Origin of the sequence: Sphingomonas sp. (assembly GCF_040398505.1) — a bacterium.
Taxonomy (GTDB): Bacteria; Pseudomonadota; Alphaproteobacteria; order Sphingomonadales; family Sphingomonadaceae; genus Sphingomonas.
On record NZ_JBBATX010000016.1, the window covers coordinates 2,300 to 18,114 of the forward strand.

A 15,815-nucleotide genomic window follows, 5' to 3' on the forward strand; every position below is an offset into this window, starting at 1 on the left:
ATCCTGCGCGCCCTTGCGGTACATGATGTTCTTATATTTGGAATGGCCTGCCATTGCGTCTCTCTAACATCCGTCTCCGTAAACCCTAACAGGTCTCCTGCGAAAGCAGGAGTCCAGGGTCCGAGCGTGCCGCCTGTGATCCTGGACTCCTGCTTTCGCAGGAGACCAAGCACGGCGAAGTGTCGATCAATCCAGTCCGAGCGCCTGCTTATAGGTCTCGAGCAGCATTTCCGCTTCATCGCGGTGATGCTTTTCCATCTTCCGCAAGCGGACGATCTGGCGGATCGTCTTGGTGTCGAAACCGGTCGATTTGGCCTCGCCGTAAACATCCTTGATGTCGTCGGCGATGCCCTTCTTTTCCTCTTCGAGCCGCTCGATCCGTTCGATCAGAAGGCGTAATTGGTCGGCGGCGATGATGTCGCTCACGGTAATGCTCCCCGCATAGGAATCAGTGAAAGGCGGGCGCTTTAGGCCAGCGAACGGCTGGCGTCACGCATTCTTCGCGACACTCTCGGCCATTCGGCGCAGTTGCTCAGGGCTCGCCTCGGCTTGGTGCTCAGCCTTCCACTGCGCATAGGGCATGCCGTAGACGACCGCGCGTGCGGCGTCCTTCGACAGCGCGCCATCCGCTTCCTGTACCCAGTCCGACAGGCAGTTGCGGCAGAACCCGGCCAGCCCCATCAAATCGACATTCTGCGCATCGTCGCGGTGGCGCAAATGCCGCACCAGCCGCCGGAATGCCGCCGCTGCGACCGCATCATCGAGGCTGTCCAGGTCTTTGGCCAAATCGGTCATGTCATCGCTCCGCAGTTGATCGCGCGGAGATAGAGGTTAGAGGCGGGCGGGCACAAGCCAGGACCTCCCCATGACCAAAGCTTCCCCGACAAAGGCGTTTGCCCCGCGTTCGCGCAAGGTGCGGATTCTGGCCACGCTCGGCCCCGCGAGCAGCAGCCCCGAAATGATCGCGATGCTGTTCGAAGCCGGCGCCGATGCGTTTCGCGTCAATATGAGCCACGGCGACCAGCAATCGAAAGTGGCGGTGATCCAGGCGATCCGCAGCCTCGAGAAAAGCTATGGGCGCCCCACCACGATCCTCGCCGATCTGCAGGGGCCGAAGCTGCGCGTCGGCAAGTTCGACGGCGGGCGGACGCTGCTCGAAAAGGGCACGACCTTCACGCTCGACCGCGACCCGACACCGGGCGATTCGACGCGGGTCGAATTGCCGCACCGCGAGATTTTCGAAGCGATCGAAGTCGGCGCGCGGCTGTTGCTCGACGACGGCAAATTGGTGCTGCGCGTGACCGCGCATGATGCGACGACGATCGTGACCGAAGTCGTAGTCGGCGGCGCGCTGTCGAACAGCAAGGGGCTCAACGTCCCCGATGTCGTGCTGCCGATGGCGGCGCTGACGAGCAAGGACCGCAGCGACCTCGCCTTTGCGGTCGACCAGGGGGTCGACTGGATCGCGCTGAGCTTCGTGCAGCGGCCCGAGGATCTGGCCGAGGCGCGCAAACTGATCGGCGGCAAGGCGGCGTTGCTGGCCAAGATCGAGAAGCCCCAAGCGATCGAGCGGCTCGAGGAAATCGTCGAGAATTGCGACGGCGTGATGGTCGCGCGCGGCGATCTCGGCGTCGAACTGCCGCCCGAAAGCGTGCCGCCGCTGCAAAAACGCATCATCGAAGTGGCGCGGCGTCTCGGCCGCCCGGTGGTGGTGGCGACGCAAATGCTCGAATCGATGATCACCAGCCCGTCGCCCACCCGCGCCGAAGTGTCCGACGTGGCGACCGCGATCTATGACGGGGCGGATGCGATCATGCTGTCGGCGGAAAGCGCGGCGGGCGCATGGCCAATCGAATCGGTCGCGATGATGAACGCGATCGGCGAAGCGGTCGAACGCGACCCGACGCATGGCGAGCGCATCCACTTCACCGTGATCCGCTCCGACCCGACGACGGCGGATGCCTTGTCCGAAGCCGCCAAGAACATCGCCGCGACGGTGGGTGCGGTGGCGATCGTGTGTTTCACCAGCTCGGGGTCCACCGCTCGCCGGATCGCGCGCGAGCGGCCGGGCGTGCCGCTGATCGTGCTGACCCCGCAAATCGAAACCGCGCGCCGCGCCGGGTTATTGTGGGGCGCCTATGCGATCCACACCAAGGACGTCGATTCGTTCGAAGAAATGGTCGCCAAGGCCAAGCGCATGGCGCTGCGCCACGGGCTCGCCAAGGCGGGCGATCGCGTCATCCTGATGGCGGGCGTGCCGTTCAAGACGCCGGGATCGACCAACGTGCTGCACGTGGTGCGGATCGTCGGGGATGAGCTGAAGGGCTATTCGCGCTGAGCACGACGAGGAACGCCCCGCTGCCGCGCGATCTGACGATCGATGCGCTGCGCGGCCTTGCCATCCTTGGCATGGTGTTGGTCAATCTCCAGGGTTCGTCGCACCCCTATGCGCTGCTGGATCATGCCGAATGGCACGGCTTCACCGTCGCCGATCTCGTCTTTCCCTTGTTCCTGTTCACCGCCGGGCTAAGCGTCGCGCTGGTGCAGGAGCGGGCGCAGCAGCCTGTATCGCTGAGGCGGATCGTGCGCCGCGGCATCGTGCTGATTGCGATCGGACTGGCGATCGGCTGGGTGATCCAGCCCACCCTCGATCCGGCGCACATTCGTGTCGCCGGCGTCCTGCAACGGATCGGCCTCGTTTACATGGTGGGGGCCGCGCTCGCCAGCCGATGGCGGGGCGCGGGAACGCCTGCCGTCGCCGCCGCATTCCTGCTCGCGGTCCATGCCGTGCTGCTGGCGATTCCGCTCGGCGGCGCTGATAGTCTGACAATGGCCGGCGGCCTCAACGGCTGGCTGGACCAGCACCTCCTGCCCGGCAAGACGTATCGCGCGGGCTATGATCCGGAAGGCATCCTCTCGACGCTTTCGGCCATCGCCAGCATGATGCTCGGCGTGACGCTGTATCGCCTTGCGCAGCGATCCGCGGCACCGACCCGCACGATCGCGCTCGGTGCGGTCCTGCTGATTGCAACCGGCCTCGCCGCAACGCCGTGGCTACCGCTGAACAAGAATCTGTGGACCCCGAGCTTCGCGTTGCTCACCGCCGGGATCGGTGCGGCGCTCTGGGGCGGGCTGCGCCTGCTCTGGCCGCGCATCGGTGCCGCCCGGCTGGCGGTCAGCCTCGCGCGGATCGGGACGGTGGCGCTGACCTTATACGTCGTCCACATGCTGATGATCGCGGTGCTGGTGCGCCATCTGCCGGACGGCACGACGCTGTGGCATGCGAGCTTCGCGCTTTTCCACCGTGCCATCGCGCTGCCCGAAGGCGTGGCTTCGGTCGCCTATGCCCTGTTGCTCGGCGGGCTTGCGATCGCGCTCACCGATGCGTTGCGGCGACGCGGCTGGGTGTTGCGCGCCTAAGCCGAGCCTCGCCCGACAATCCCGAGTTGGGTGAGATTGTCGCGCAAGTCTGCCGAATCGGTGAACAACACGGCGTGCATCCCCACCCCCTGCGCGCCCGCGACATTGTCGGCGCGGTCGTCGACGAACACGCACTGCTCGGCGCGCAAGCCGAAGCGGTCGAGCGCGAGGTGATAAATCGCGGGGTCGGGTTTGGTCAGCAATTCGTCGCCCGACACCACGATGCCGCGGAAGCGATCGAACAGGTCGGCCTCGCGCGCGCGGAACGGCGGCCAGAACTCGCCCGAGAAATTGGTGATCGCGTAGAGCGGCACGCCCGCCGCATCGAGCTCCAGCACCAGCTCGCGCATCCCCGGCAGCATATCGCCCAATTGCTCGGTGAAACGCGGCCCCCAGGCGGCGATCAGCTCGGCATGGTCTGGATGCGCGGCCCGCAGCTCGGCCGACGTCTCCACGAACGGGCGCCCGGCATCGTGCTGGAAATGCCATTCCTTGGTCGCGACATCGCGCAGGAACGCATCAAGCGCCGGACCGGGTGGGGTCAGGCGCTCGTAGAGGAACCGTGGGTTCCAGTCATACAGGACGTTGCCGACGTCAAAGACGACGGCGCGGGGCTTGATCATCTTCTAAAACCCCGTCGCGACACGGGAGCAAGTCCCGTGTCGTCGAACGGCACCTGCGGTGCCGTCGGCCGGGCTTCGGCTAAACAGGGATTAGCGTTGCTAATCCCCTGCCTCAGCCCTGGCGGGCTTTAAACCGGCGGTTCGTCTTGTTGATGATGTACGTGCGCCCGCGACGACGGATCACGCGGTTATCGCGGTGACGGCCCTTGAGCGACTTCAGGGAATTGCGGATCTTCATGATCGATTCGCTTTGCAAATTCTGGAATGTGGAAAAGAGGGGCTGCGCATATGGTCGGCTCGGCGCTAAGTCAAGCCGGAGGACGGTGAAACGGCGCGGAACCCGCAGGCGGGGTCGAAGCGTTACACCCCTGCAACGGTTCCGTGGTCGAAGGATAGAGTGATGAAGCTGGGTTTGGCATTGGCGCTGGCAACAACCGCCGCGCTTGGGGCGTGTGCAACGACATCGGTGGCGCCGGTCGAGGTGTCGCGCTTTCATTTGGGCGCACCGCTCGAGACGGGCACGCTGACGACCGAGCCGCTCCCGAACGGCGGCCCGCCGAGCCTCGAATTCAAAACCTATGCCGCCGCGGTCGAAACCGAGGCACTGCGGAGTGGCTTCACGATCCCGGCGAGCGGAACGACGGCGCAATATCTTGCGGTCGTCGGCTTCAGCCGGACCGTGCATCAGGGCGCGCCGCGGGGCGGCGGGCTGACGATCGGGCTTGGCGGCGGTGGCTATAGCGGCGGAGATGGTGGCGGCGGCGTCGGTGTCGGCGGCGGTGTGACCTTCCCGGTCGGCAAGCGGCGCTACCGCGAAATCGTCGTCACGCAACTGACCGTGCAGATCCGCCGCCGCCGCGACGCGACGGTAATCTGGGAAGGCCGCGCCGAGACCAGTGCCGATGGCACCGCACCCGAAGCGCAGACCGCCATCGCCGCCACCAAAGTGGCGCACGCGATGTTCCAGGGCTTCCCCGGCGAATCGGGCCGCACTATCACGGTGAAATGACACACACCCAATCGCTCAGCATCACCGCCGCCTTTGACAGCGGCAATATCGCGGTCAGCGCGGTCGAGGGTGACCGCGTGACCCTCACCATCCGGCCGGACCATCTGTCGGATTTCTACCAGTGGTTCCATTTCCGCGTGGCCGGCGCGCGCGGGCGGACACTGACCTTCCGCATCGCCAATGCCGGCGACTCGGCCTATCCGTTCGGCTGGCCGGGCTATAAGGTGCGCGTCAGCACCGATCGCGAAACGTGGCGCATGGCCCCGACGCGCTATGTCGATGGCGGACTCGAATTCAAGTGGACCGGCACCAGTGATTTGGTGTGGTTCGCGTATTTTCAGCCTTACACAATGGAGCGCCACGATGCGCTGGTCGCGCGGATCGCGGGGCAGCCGGGCGTCACGCACCGCGAGCTCGGCCAGTCGCTCGACGGGCGCGCGATCGATTGCCTCGAGATCGGCAGCGGCCCCAAGCACGTCTGGCTCTATGCGCGCCAGCATCCCGGCGAAAGCATGGCGGAATGGTTCATGGAAGGCGCGCTCGACCGCCTGACCGATGCCGCCGATCCGGTGACGCAAGCGTTGCTGGCGAAGGCAACCTTCCACTGCGTGCCCAACATGAACCCCGATGGCAGCTTCCGCGGGCATTTGCGGACCAATGCGGCAGGCGTGAACCTCAATCGCGAATGGCGTGACCCCACCCCGGAGAAATCCCCCGAAGTGCTGTGCGTGCGGAACGCCATGGATGAGACCGGCGTCGCCTTTGCGATGGACGTGCATGGCGACGAAGCGATCGCGGCCAATTTCCTCGCCGGGTTCGAGGGGATTCCGTCGTGGACCGACGCGCTTGGCGCGAAATATTACGATTTCGGTCGTCGGCTCGAGGCGCATACCCCCGATTTCCAAACCGCGCTTGGCTATGGCAAAGCCGCGCCGGGCAAGGCCAATCTGACGATGTCGACCAACCAGCTGGCCGAGCGCTTCGGTGCGGTGTCGATGACGCTGGAAATGCCGTTCAAGGATCACGATCCTAATCCCGACGCCGAGTTCGGCTGGTCGGGGGAGCGCTCAAAGGCGCTGGCGCATGCGTGCCTCGAAGTGCTGGCCGAGATGATCGACGGGATTTGAGCTAACCCAATTGTTTGTCATCCCCGCGAAAGCGGGGACCCATCTCCAGCGGCACGAGATGGGTCCCCGCTTTCGCGGGGATGACAATAGAACATGCCGAACACGGAGAACCCAATGCCCACCCTCGTCCTGATCCGTCACGGCCAATCCGCCTGGAACCTCGAGAACCGCTTCACCGGCTGGTGGGACGTCGATGTTACCGAGAAAGGCGCGGAGGAAGCGCGCGCGGCGGGGCGGTTGATGGCGGCAAAGGGGCTCGATTTCGACGCCTGCTTCACCTCGCTGCAAACCCGCGCGATCAAGACGCTCAATCTGGCGCTGGAAGAAATGCAGCGGCTGTGGTTGCCGGTCGAGAAGGACTGGCGGCTCAACGAGCGGCATTATGGCGGGCTGACCGGGCTCGACAAGGCCGAGACCGCCGCCAAGCACGGCGAAGCGCAAGTCCATATCTGGCGCCGCAGCTTCGACATTCCGCCGCCACCGCTGGAGCCGGGCAGCACGTACGATCTGTCGGCCGACCGGCGCTATGCCGGAATCGCCATCCCCAACACCGAAAGTCTGAAGAACACGATCGCGCGCGTCCTGCCCTATTGGGAGGGCCGCATCGCGCCCGAGCTCAAGGCGGGCAAGCGCGTGCTGATCTCGGCGCACGGCAATTCGCTGCGCGCTTTGGTCAAGCATCTGTCGGGGATTCCCGATGACGCGATCACCACGCTCGAAATCCCGACCGGACAACCGATCGTCTATGAACTCGACGACAGCCTCGCCGCCACCGATCGCTATTATCTGAACGAGCGGTAGCGGCGACGAGTCGGCCTTGGCGGGGGCGACGGTTGCCCTGCGTCGCGCCGCCCGCTACGCACCAGACATGACCGCGGCACAGATCCCCAGCGTTGGCATCATCATGGGCAGCACGTCCGATTGGGAGACGATGCACCATGCCGCCGATCTGCTGACCGAATTGGGCGTTTCCCATGAAACGAAGGTCGTCTCCGCCCACCGCACGCCGCAGCGGCTCTACGACTATGCGATGAGTGCTGCCGATCGCGGGCTGAAGGTGATTATCGCGGGCGCAGGCGGTGCGGCGCATCTGCCCGGCATGGCGGCGGCGCTGACGCATTTGCCGGTGCTGGGCGTGCCGGTCGAGAGCAAGACGCTGAAGGGCGTGGATAGCCTCTATTCGATCGTGCAAATGCCCGCCGGGGTGCCGGTCGGCACGCTCGCGATTGGCAAAGCGGGGGCGAAGAATGCCGCGTTGCTGGCAGCGGCGATTTTGGCGCTGTCGGATGAAGAGTTGAGCGCGCGGTTGCAGGCGTGGCGCAGCCGCCAGACCGGTGGCGTGGCGATCGATCCGGAATAGGTCTCCCCTCCCTGGAAGGGAGGGGTAGGAGTTGGGTCGGTTCGTTGTCGAACACCATCGCCAGCCCCAGACTCACCCACCCCCAGCCCCTCCCTTCCAGGGAGGGGAGTAAGATTGGTTAGCGGAGAACAGCCATGACCCCCCTCCCCCCCGGTTCGACCATCGGCATCCTCGGCGGCGGGCAGCTTGGGCGGATGCTGTCGGTGGCGGCAGCCCAACTCGGCTATCACACGCGCGTGCTGGCACCCGATGAGGAAGCGGTGGCGGCGCAGACCGCGTCGAGCTTCACCCGCGCCGATTATCACAGCCGCATCGTGCTCGACGAATTCGCCGCTGCCGCCGATGTCGTGACGTATGAATTCGAGAATATCGCGCTCGATCCGGTGATCTATCTCGCGGCGAAAGTCCCCGTCCATCCCGCCCCCGCCGCGCTTGGCATCGCGCAGGACCGCGCGCAGGAAAAGCAGTTCGTCGGCGAGCTTGGCGGGCGCACCGCGCCGTGGGCCAAGGTCGAGACGCTGGCCGAACTGGAGGCCGCGGTGGCCGAGATCGGCTGCCCGGCGATCCTCAAGACGTTACGGCTCGGCTATGACGGCAAGGGACAAGTGCGCATTACCAGCCCCGACGATGTTCCGGCGGCGTGGGACGCGATCGGGTCGCGCCCCGCGATCCTCGAAGGCTTCGTGACCTTCAGCCACGAATTCTCGATCCTGCTGGTACGCGGGCGCGATGGGCAGATGGTCAGCTATCCGCCGCCGTGGAATGAACATACCGACGGGGTGCTGGCGCGATCGACCTTGCCCGCCCCGGCGCAAGTCGCGGCGTGCTGGGGCGAGGCGGCGGCGCTCGCCGGGCGGATCGCCGACCGCTTGGGCTATGTCGGCGTGCTCGCGTGCGAGTTTTTCGCCAGTGCCGATGGCCCGGTATTCAACGAAATGGCCCCGCGCGTCCATAATTCGGGGCATTGGACGATCGAAGGCGCGGTCTGTTCGCAATTCGAGAACCATATCCGCGCGATTTGCGGGCTGCCGCTCGGCGACACCGGCCTCACCGCGCCGAGCGTGGCGATGGAAAATCTGATCGGCCATGACGCCGATCGCTGGGCGGAAATCCTCGCCGAACCCGGCGCGCACCTGCACCTCTACGGCAAGGAAACGCGGCCGGGGCGCAAGATGGGGCATGTCACAAGGCTGGGGCGGTAGGCGATCTCCCTCTCCCCGCTTGCGGGGAGAGGGCAAGCGAGGCGTAGCCGAAGCGCGGGAGAGGGGCAGTGTCGAGCGAACCGCTCGCGGCCCACGGCCCCTCTCCCCGACCCTCTCCCCGCGAGCGGGGAGAGGGAGAAGTTACTTCACGACCGGCAAGGCCACAAAGCTCGCATCCGCGCCGCTCACCACGATCTTCTGCGTCGCCTTCACATAGTCTCCAGCCTTCGCGAAGAAGATGTTCGGCACGAACGTTTGCGGATTGCGGTCGTAGAGCGGGAACCAGCTCGACTGGACTTGCACCATGATGCGGTGCCCCGGCAGGAACACATGGTCCGCCGCCGGCAGCGCGAATTCGTACTTCAGCGGCACGTTCGCCGCGAGCGGCTTGGGATTGCCCAGCCCCTCGCGATAGCGGCCGCGGAAAATGTCCATCGCGACCGCCAACTGATACCCGCCCATCGCGCGGTCGCCCGGCACTTGATCGGGATAGACGTCGACCAGCTTGACCACCCAGTCGCTATCGGTGCCGCTGGTCGACGCGGTGAGGTGGACGACGGGCACGCCCGCAATCGTGACCGGGGCGGTCAGCACTGCCCCGGTAAAGCTCAGCACATCGGGGCGGCCCGAGACCGGACGCTGGTCGCTGGTCAGCCACGCCGTCCAGTGATCGCCGTCATAGCCGACCGGCGCGACCGGGCGCGGCACGAAGGTAACGGGCTTGGCCGGGTCCGACACATACTCAACCGTCTGCGCCGCGCCGGTCGCGGCTTCGAACCCGAGCGTCTCGCCCGGCTTCAAATAGAGCGGCGTGGTCGCCTCGGCGATCGGCCATTTGTTGCTTCGACGCCATTCGTTGGTGCCGCTTTCGAACACCGTGACGGGCGCAACGTCCATCGGAATGCCCTTGAGATAATGCGCGAGGAAGGGGCTGAGCACCGTACGCCGCCACGTCTTGCCGGTATCCTGATCCCATTTCACCGGCCCAAGATTGCTCGCCGCGCCGATTTCCTGCCCGTGATACCATGGCCCCATCGACAGATAGACCATGTTCCCAGCCGTATCCTTGGGTTTGAGCGCGCGATAGACGGCGGTCGCGCCGTAAATATCCTCCTGATCCCATTGCGAGGCGACCAGCATCGTCGGCACCTTGAGCGGTTGCTTGGCCAGCACCGTGTCCATCGCCTGCTCGGCCCAGAAGCTGTCATAGGCGGGATGCGCGACGATCTTGTTCCAGAAACCGATCTGTTCGAGTCCGTGCGCCTTGCCGATCGCGCCGGCCGACCCGCCGTTCAGATACAGGTCGTAATCGTCGGCATAGGATGAAATCCACGGCGAACTATTGTCCTTGGTCGCGACCTGCTCCCACACATAGGGCATATTGGTCTGGCGGAACGCGCCATTGTGGAACCAATCGTCGCCGCGCCAGCCATCGACCATCGGGTTCATCGGCACCGCGACCTTGAGCGCGGGATGCGGGTTGATCAGCGCCATCAGCGGCAGGAAACCGTCATACGAGATGCCGAGAATGCCGACCTTGCCGTTCGATTCGGGGAGGTGCTTCACCAGCCAGTCGATCGTGTCATAGGTGTCGGTCGAATCGTCGGTCTTGGTCGGGTTCCACTTGGTCCCCGCTTGCGCCGGATTCATCATATAGATGCCCTGCGAGCCATATTTGCCGCGCACGTCCTGCACGACGCGGATATAGCCGCCGCCCGTCACGACATCGGGCGCGTTGTCATAGCCGTCGAGCACCGAGCCGAGATCGCCGCTCTTCTGGATGCCGGTCAGGCCATCGGCATTGTACGGCGTGCGCGTCATCAGGATGCCGGCATCCTTCGCGCCCTTCGGCACCAGAATAACGGTGTGCAGCTTGACCCCGTCGCGCATCGCGATTTCGACGGTCCGCCGTTCGAAATTGAAGCCTTCGGTCGAAAGTACCGGCTTGGCCGGGCGCTCGTCATAGCTTTGCGCGTGCGCGGCAAGGGGAAGGAGCGCGAGCGCTGCCGCGCCGATCAGCCATTTAACCAACATCACCATCCCCCATCGTCACCCCGGGATCGTCCCGGGGTCCACCGGGCTCTGACCCGACCGATCGAGGTGTGCGCCGCGGTAGACCCCGGCACAAGCCCGGGGTGACGGCAGCAACAAAAAAGCCCGCGCTCCCGAGGCAGCGCGGGCCGTTTTAGGCTTTCGGATCGACAGGCTTACGCGCGCGTACCCGTCATCGGGAAGCTGCCGAAGGCGCCCGCGCCGACCGAACCGGTCAGCGTGTCGCCATCGGCCGTCGCCTGGCAGGTCAGCGTCATCGGCATTGGCACGACGATCGACATCGACCACTTGATCGTCTCACCCTCGACCACGCCGTCGGTGATTTCCGCCGTACCCTGGTCGCCAGCCTGGCTTCCGGTCCAGCTCGTGCCGTCGGTCTTGACGATCAGTACCGCCTTCTGGTCGCCCAGCGGGGACTTGACGATCGTGTTCCATGTTCCGTCGATTGCAGCCATTGTCTCTCTCCTGACTCGAACCTTCAGCGCACATCCGCGCCGGATGCGGCGCTCACCACCTCAACCGGCAACCCGATAGTGTCAAGCTGGGCGCGGACCTTCGAGGCGTCGCCAACAACGATCCAGATGAACTTCGCCGGGTCGATTGCCGCGCGTGCCGCAGCGTCAAGTTCGGCTACGCTCAGCGCACGATATTTTTGCGGCAGCGACGCGTAATAGTCGTCGGGACGCTTGTAGAGATCGTTCTGCTGCATCGCGCCGAGCACTGCGCCCGAGGTTTCGAAATTGCCGGGCAGCGAGCGGATCGCGTCGCTGACGGTGCTGTCAAACTCCTCCTTGGTCACGCCATTGGTGGTCAGGAACGCTTTCACGTCGCCCTGCAGCGCCTTGATCGAATCGCCGGTCTTGTCGGCCTGGACCCCCGCGCCGATGACATAGGGCGTCTGATATTGCGCGCGGCGGAAGTTGCCGCTGACGCCGTAGGACCAATGCTTGGCTTCGCGCAGGTCCATGTTGAGCCGTGCGGTGAAATCCCCGCCGAGCGAATCATTGGCGGCGAGCAGCGGGAGCAATTCATCGGTCCCGACCAGCGCCGTGGGGGCGGCACCGATGATCAGCGATTGCGGCGAATCGGGCCGGTCGATCAGCAGCACCTTGGGCGCAGCCGGCGTGGCGGCGGCGCTGAAATCCTTGGTCCCGGCCGCTCCCGTCGGGACCCAGTCGCCGAAGCGCTGGTCGAGCGTCGCTTTGACTTCGGCGAGCGGACGATCGCTGACGATAAAGATCTTGGCCTTGTCGGGGCGGAGCCAGGCATGCTGGAACGCGATCAGATCATCGCGCGTCAATTGCGCGACGGCCGTGGCATCGCCGCTGCCCAGGCCCTTGGCATAAGGCGAGGCCGCGCCGTAAACGAGCTTGGGCAACACGCGCTGCGCAAGGCCCTGCGGGCTGGTGAGTTCAGACGCGATGCGCGCGACTTGCTGCGCCTTGAGGCGCGAGACCTCGGCCGCATCGAACTTCGGGTGGCGAACGATATCCGAGAAGAGTTCGAGCGACGCCGACAGGTTCGCACTCGGCGTGAACAGCGACAGCGTGGTGCGATCCTGCCCCGAACCGGTCGAGATATTGGCCCCCAACCGTTCCTTGGCCTCGGCAATCGCGATCGAATCGCGCGTCGTCGTGCCTTCGTCCATCATGCCGAGCGTCAATTGCTGGGTGCCCAGCTTGCCCGGGACATCGGCGGCGACGCCGGCGTCGAAGCTGATCACCGCCTGCGTGATCGGCACGGCGTTGCGATAGGCGTAGACGAGCTCGATCCCGTTCTTCAGCCGCGCGCGCTCGATCTTGGGGAAGACGAGGTCGGAGATCGTGCCGACCGCGGGCAGCGCACCGCGCGTGCCCTTCACCTCGGGCGCAGGCGCGGCTGCGACCTTGGCGGGCGGGGTCGATTCGACATAGGCGTCGCGCGCGCCGGGGATGACGGTCAGCGCATAGACCGGCCGCGTCAGCCATTTCGCGGAAGCCGCCTTGACTTGCGCGGGCGTCTCGGCGGCAAGCGTCGCGAGCTGCTTCTTGTAAAAGCCCGGATCGTTCGAATAGAGCGCGCCCTCGGCGAGCGCGACCGCCTTGCCGCCGAACCCGCCGACCGATTCGAGGCCAGCAATCCGGCCCGAGGCGTTGAGCGTGGCGACGCGCTGCACTTCGTCGGCGGTCGGACCCTTGGCGATCAGATCGGCGACGATCTCGTCAAGCCGCTTGGCGACCAGCGCCGCGTCGACGCCGGGGCGGACATCGGCGCTGATGCTGAACATGCCGACTTGCGCGAAGCTGTCGTTACTGGCGGAAACGCGTACCGCGAGCTTTTCCTTGCGCACCAGCGCATTGTCGAGGCGGCTGCTCGACAGGCCACCGAGTACACCGGCAGCGACATCGAGCGCGACCGAATCCGGGTCGTTGAGGCCCGGCACCGCCCACATCCGATAGATGCGCGTGTTCGAAACGCGGTCCTTGATCGTCTCGATCTTGGGCGCGGGAAGATCGGGCACTTTAACGACGGGGACGATGCTCTCGGGCCCCTTGGGGATGCCGCCGAAATATTTGGTGACGAGCGTCTTGGCGGTCGCCGTATCGATGTCGCCCGACAAAACGAGCACGGCGTTGTTCGGGCCATAATGACCGCGGAACCAGTTCTTCACATCCTCGACGCTCGCCGAATCGAGATCGGCCATCGAACCGATCGTGCTGTGGCCGTACGGATGCGTCGCCGGAAACAGCGTTTCGATCTGCTTATAGTCGACCAGCCCGAACGGCTGATTGTCGCCCTGGCGCTTTTCGTTCTGCACGACGCCGCGCTGTTCATCGACAACGGCGGGCGTGATCGCGCCGAGCAGATAGCCCATGCGGTCGCTTTCGAGGAACAGCGTGCGCTCGATCGCCGAGGACGGCACCGTCTCGAAATAATTGGTGCGGTCGAAATAGGTCGTGCCGTTGAGGTCAGTCGCGCCGATCTGCTTGGTGTAGGTGAAGTAATCGCCGGGCGCATTTTCGCTGCCGTTGAACATCAGATGCTCGAACAGATGCGCGAAGCCGGTTTTGCCCTTGGGTTCGAACTTGGACCCGACATTATACCAAACCGACACCGCGACCACCGGCGCCTTGCGATCGGTGTTGACGATGACGCGCAGACCATTGTCGAGGCGGAATTCGCTGTAGGGAATATCGACCTGTTTCACGAGCGTCGCGACCGGCACCGGCTTTGGCGCAGTTTGCGCGGAAGCGGGCAGGACAAGCGTCGCCAAAGCAACGCCCGAGAGCGCGAGCAGCTTTACGGTCATGTGGATATCCTCTTGGGAAGGCGGGGGAAATTAAACTGAGGCGGCAGAGTATAGCGGGGCGCGCGGCGGAGGCAATCGGCCTCTCAAATCCTTCCCCGGGAACCGGGGGAGGGGGACCACCAGCCTTCTTCAGGCTGGTGGTGGAGGGGGCCGTGCCGCGGGCGTATCGCTTGTTGCCCCTCCACCATTCGCTGAATGCTCATGGTCCCCCTCCCCCGCTAAAGCGGGGGAGGATTTTAGGGCCGGTACACCCGCTCCACATTCCGCCGCAGATCGTCGCGCCAGAAATGCACCGGCTTGGTCTGGTGCGCGACGAACAACGCCGCCTGATCGCTATAATGCCGCGATTCAGGCCGCGTCGTCGCCGCGCCATAAGGCTGGACCGAGCGCGACGCGACGTGGCCCTGTTTGTCCCATTCCATGAACATGATGAAGCTGTCGCCGTGATTGACGACCAGCCGCCCGTCATCCGCCTCGGTCCAGGTCGAGGCCGCGCGCAGCACATCGGGCGCGCCGTCGAGCGGGAGATCGACCGTCCCGCGCCGCAGCCGCAGCACGGTGCCGAGCGGCGGATCGAGCGTGCCGAAATGCGTCTGCAGATACGCCGCCGCCTTGGCCAGCGCATCGCGCGGATCGAGCTCGGGGCGGCGCTGATAATGCCATTTCTGACCCGTGCGCAGCAGGATCGCGGCAAGTGCCTGCCCGCCATGCTTGCCGTCGAAATCCCAGTTCCAGCCTTTCAGCAACGCCACCGCCTTGGCCAGTTGCGCATCGCCCTTGGGATCGATCGCAGTGACATCGTTATACCAGCGCGCCGCCCAGCTCAGCCGGCTGACGCCGGTATCGAATTTGATCCGGTCGAGATCGGCGGCCGAAATCGACGGGTGCTGCCCCATCAACTCGACCGCGCGCGTGCCGCGATTGGTGGTGTCGGTCTCGATCCCGAGCAAGGGTGAGTAATCCGTCGGCTTGAGTTCGGACCCCGCCCCCGCCGCCTGGAACGGCGTGTTGTTGGCGTTGACGAGATAGCCCGACGCCGGGTTCACATTCTTCGGCACTTGCGCGAAGGGCACCGTCCCCGCCGCGAGATCGCGCGAGGTGTCGCCGGGCAGGACATGCTTGTAATCGAACCCCGGCTTCCGGTTGGGGAAGCTCGCATTATAGACATAGGCGATATTGCCCTGCGCATCGCCGTAGAGGAAATTGGTGGCGGGCACGCCCTGGATCGCCAGCGCTTTCTGCCATTCGGCGAAGTTCCGCGCGCGCGTCAGGCGGTAATATTCCTCGACCATCCGGAGCTGATCGGCCCCGGCATAGCGGATCGCATAGGCACCGCTCTTGTTGACCACCACCGGCCCCTGCACCGCGCGATAGGCCATTTTCGGGATCGGCAGCACGAACGGCCCGAACGCGACCTGGAGCCACACGCGCTTCGTCTGCAGCGGCAGCCACTTCCCGTCGAAGCGGTATTGCGTGCCGTCGGCATTGGTCACGAGCTTGTAGACGTCGGTCAGATCGGGCCGGTTGACGGTGTTGGTCCAGCCCAGCGTCTCATTATGCCCCATCACCGGGAACGGCACGCCGGGGAAGGTTGCGCCCGAAAAGTGCCAGCCGGTGCCCGATTGCACGCTCAGTTCGTACCAGGCGACCGGGCCTTGCCATGGCTGATGCGAATTGGAGACGACGCGCGTGAAACCATCGGCCGAGCGCTTCGGCGCGACGACGAAGGCGTT

General features: G+C 65.2%; 15 protein-coding genes. 7 read left to right on the forward strand and 8 right to left on the reverse strand.

What is annotated here, in order from left to right:
* Positions 1-186: 186 nt before the first annotated feature.
* On the reverse strand, positions 187-426 hold the full coding sequence (locus ABWP09_RS03785; RefSeq protein WP_353203832.1) for a DUF2312 domain-containing protein: 240 nt from the start codon (positions 424-426) through the stop codon (positions 187-189).
* A gap of 63 nt (positions 427-489) precedes the next feature.
* Positions 490-795, reverse strand: coding sequence for a DUF1244 domain-containing protein (locus ABWP09_RS03790; RefSeq protein WP_353203833.1), 306 nt, complete (start codon positions 793-795; stop codon positions 490-492).
* A gap of 70 nt (positions 796-865) precedes the next feature.
* Here ABWP09_RS03790 and pyk point away from each other — a divergent pair, with 70 nt between their 5' ends.
* Both pyk and ABWP09_RS03800 read left to right on the forward strand, forming a co-directional pair.
* Positions 866-2,338, forward strand: coding sequence for a pyruvate kinase (pyk, locus tag ABWP09_RS03795; protein WP_353203834.1), 1,473 nt, complete (start codon positions 866-868; stop codon positions 2,336-2,338).
* Positions 2,339-2,376: 38 nt separating this feature from the next.
* Positions 2,377-3,420, forward strand: coding sequence for an acyltransferase family protein (locus ABWP09_RS03800; RefSeq protein ID WP_353203856.1), 1,044 nt, complete (start codon positions 2,377-2,379; stop codon positions 3,418-3,420).
* Here the strand turns inward: ABWP09_RS03800 and ABWP09_RS03805 are convergent.
* Both ABWP09_RS03805 and ykgO read right to left on the reverse strand, forming a co-directional pair.
* Positions 3,417-4,043 (reverse strand): HAD family hydrolase, encoded by a 627-nt coding sequence (locus tag ABWP09_RS03805; RefSeq protein WP_353203835.1) that lies wholly within the window; start codon positions 4,041-4,043, stop codon positions 3,417-3,419. The two genes, ABWP09_RS03800 and ABWP09_RS03805, sit on opposite strands and share 4 nt — an antisense overlap.
* Before the next feature lie 112 nt (positions 4,044-4,155).
* On the reverse strand, positions 4,156-4,281 hold the full coding sequence (ykgO, locus tag ABWP09_RS03810) for a type B 50S ribosomal protein L36 (RefSeq protein WP_010160916.1): 126 nt from the start codon (positions 4,279-4,281) through the stop codon (positions 4,156-4,158).
* Positions 4,282-4,443: 162 nt separating this feature from the next.
* On the opposite strand from ykgO, the gene ABWP09_RS03815 reads away from it, so the two are divergent.
* From ABWP09_RS03815 to ABWP09_RS03835, 5 genes are all read left to right on the forward strand, one after another.
* Positions 4,444-5,052: a DUF4136 domain-containing protein gene (locus ABWP09_RS03815; protein WP_353203836.1), complete on the forward strand. Its 609-nt coding sequence runs from the start codon at positions 4,444-4,446 to the stop codon at positions 5,050-5,052.
* Positions 5,049-6,179 (forward strand): M14 family metallopeptidase, encoded by a 1,131-nt coding sequence (locus ABWP09_RS03820; RefSeq protein ID WP_353203837.1) that lies wholly within the window; start codon positions 5,049-5,051, stop codon positions 6,177-6,179. The genes ABWP09_RS03815 and ABWP09_RS03820 overlap by 4 nt, the downstream gene beginning before the upstream one ends.
* A gap of 114 nt (positions 6,180-6,293) precedes the next feature.
* Positions 6,294-6,980: a 2,3-diphosphoglycerate-dependent phosphoglycerate mutase gene (gpmA, locus tag ABWP09_RS03825; RefSeq protein ID WP_353203838.1), complete on the forward strand. Its 687-nt coding sequence runs from the start codon at positions 6,294-6,296 to the stop codon at positions 6,978-6,980.
* Positions 6,981-7,047: 67 nt separating this feature from the next.
* Entirely contained in the window at positions 7,048-7,539 is a 492-nt protein-coding gene (gene purE, locus ABWP09_RS03830; RefSeq protein WP_353203839.1) for a 5-(carboxyamino)imidazole ribonucleotide mutase, read from the forward strand.
* Between the two features lie 134 nt (positions 7,540-7,673).
* Positions 7,674-8,741 carry a 5-(carboxyamino)imidazole ribonucleotide synthase gene (locus tag ABWP09_RS03835; protein WP_353203840.1) on the forward strand — a complete coding sequence of 356 codons (1,068 nt, stop codon included), beginning with the start codon at positions 7,674-7,676 and terminating at the stop codon, positions 8,739-8,741.
* 141 nt (positions 8,742-8,882) lie between these two features.
* On the opposite strand, the gene ABWP09_RS03840 is transcribed toward ABWP09_RS03835, so the two are convergent.
* The 4 genes from ABWP09_RS03840 to ABWP09_RS03855 all read right to left on the reverse strand — a co-directional run.
* Positions 8,883-10,775: a CocE/NonD family hydrolase gene (locus ABWP09_RS03840; protein ID WP_353203841.1), complete on the reverse strand. Its 1,893-nt coding sequence runs from the start codon at positions 10,773-10,775 to the stop codon at positions 8,883-8,885.
* 173 nt (positions 10,776-10,948) lie between these two features.
* Positions 10,949-11,248, reverse strand: a complete 300-nt coding sequence (locus ABWP09_RS03845) for a hypothetical protein (protein WP_353203842.1) — start codon at positions 11,246-11,248, stop codon at positions 10,949-10,951.
* Positions 11,249-11,271: 23 nt separating this feature from the next.
* Complete coding sequence (locus tag ABWP09_RS03850) at positions 11,272-14,082, reverse strand: M16 family metallopeptidase (protein WP_353203843.1); 2,811 nt, start codon at positions 14,080-14,082, stop codon at positions 11,272-11,274.
* 236 nt (positions 14,083-14,318) lie between these two features.
* On the reverse strand, positions 14,319-15,815 hold a 1,497-nt coding region (locus tag ABWP09_RS03855; protein ID WP_353203844.1), incomplete at its 5' end, for a penicillin acylase family protein.

What these genes read in the sequence shown, in the direction of transcription:
- ABWP09_RS03815 (WP_353203836.1), top strand. Translation starts at nt 4,444, where the DNA reads ATGAAGCTGGGTTTGGCATTGGCGCTGGCAACAACCGCCGCGCTTGGG.
- ABWP09_RS03835 (WP_353203840.1), top strand. Translation starts at nt 7,674, where the DNA reads ATGACCCCCCTCCCCCCCGGTTCGACCATCGGCATCCTCGGCGGCGGG.
- ABWP09_RS03805 (WP_353203835.1), bottom strand. Translation starts at nt 4,043, where the DNA reads ATGATCAAGCCCCGCGCCGTCGTCTTTGACGTCGGCAACGTCCTGTAT.
- ABWP09_RS03845 (WP_353203842.1), bottom strand. Translation starts at nt 11,248, where the DNA reads ATGGCTGCAATCGACGGAACATGGAACACGATCGTCAAGTCCCCGCTG.
- ABWP09_RS03840 (WP_353203841.1), bottom strand. Translation starts at nt 10,775, where the DNA reads ATGTTGGTTAAATGGCTGATCGGCGCGGCAGCGCTCGCGCTCCTTCCC.
- ABWP09_RS03820 (WP_353203837.1), top strand. Translation starts at nt 5,049, where the DNA reads ATGACACACACCCAATCGCTCAGCATCACCGCCGCCTTTGACAGCGGC.
- pyk (WP_353203834.1), top strand. Translation starts at nt 866, where the DNA reads ATGACCAAAGCTTCCCCGACAAAGGCGTTTGCCCCGCGTTCGCGCAAG.
- gpmA (WP_353203838.1), top strand. Translation starts at nt 6,294, where the DNA reads ATGCCCACCCTCGTCCTGATCCGTCACGGCCAATCCGCCTGGAACCTC.
- ABWP09_RS03790 (WP_353203833.1), bottom strand. Translation starts at nt 795, where the DNA reads ATGACCGATTTGGCCAAAGACCTGGACAGCCTCGATGATGCGGTCGCA.
- purE (WP_353203839.1), top strand. Translation starts at nt 7,048, where the DNA reads ATGACCGCGGCACAGATCCCCAGCGTTGGCATCATCATGGGCAGCACG.
- ABWP09_RS03850 (WP_353203843.1), bottom strand. Translation starts at nt 14,082, where the DNA reads ATGACCGTAAAGCTGCTCGCGCTCTCGGGCGTTGCTTTGGCGACGCTT.
- ykgO (WP_010160916.1), bottom strand. Translation starts at nt 4,281, where the DNA reads ATGAAGATCCGCAATTCCCTGAAGTCGCTCAAGGGCCGTCACCGCGAT.